The 657-nt window shown below is 60.6% G+C and carries 1 protein-coding gene and 1 pseudogene; both read left to right on the top strand.

The genetic code is table 11. The features are described from left to right. Positions 1-336, top strand: a 336-nt coding sequence (locus tag BK660_RS30910) for a FadR/GntR family transcriptional regulator (protein ID WP_148057514.1), incomplete at its 5' end; no start/stop codon positions are given. After that, positions 326-657, top strand: a pseudogene (locus BK660_RS30905) (cyanate transporter); the annotation flags it as partial. The gene BK660_RS30910 and the pseudogene BK660_RS30905, both read left to right, overlap by 11 nt.

Raw genomic sequence — 657 nt, 5'->3', positions numbered from 1 at the left:
GGCCTGGCGGCGTTACGTCGTACTGAAGAAGACCTCGGCGCATTGCGTGAGGCGCTCGGCACCAGCGGCAGTCACTATCACGGCGACCTCGACACCTACATCGCCTGCGATCTGGTGTTCCACCGCCGGCTGGTCGATGCCGCGCACAACCCGACCCTCAGCGAGCTTTATCGCTATTTCTCCAGCATCGTCGGCGCGCAATTGCGCCAGACCCTGAACATCGTCCCGCGCCGTCAGGAAGTTTTCGACCTGCACATCGAGTTGCTCGATGCGGTCGAACAACGCGACCCGGAACGGGCCAAAGCCTTGTCGAGGCAATTGATCAATGAACCTTGAAACCGAGAAATCCATGTCCCGCAGTGAGATATCCACAACCCCAAAACGTACGGCAGAGCTTGAAGAGCTGCTGATCGACGCCGAGGCTGACGACGAGCAAGTGCAACAAAGCCATCCGCTGGTGCGCCGGCCGTGGCTGTTGCTGCTGGGTTTGATTCTGGTCGCGTTGAACTTGCGTCCGGCGCTGTCGAGCATGGCGCCGTTGCTCAGTGACGTTTCCAAAAGCCTCGGATTATCGGCGGCTCAGGCGGGTTTGCTGACCACGTTGCCGGTGCTTTGCCTCGGTTTGTTTGCACCCTTGGCGCCGATTCTGGCGCGGCG

This window comes from Pseudomonas brassicacearum (assembly GCF_003732265.1).
Taxonomy (GTDB): domain Bacteria; phylum Pseudomonadota; class Gammaproteobacteria; order Pseudomonadales; family Pseudomonadaceae; genus Aquipseudomonas; species Aquipseudomonas brassicacearum_D.
Note: the sequence above shows the minus strand (reverse complement) of the source record. Positions and strands in the feature narration are given on the sequence as shown.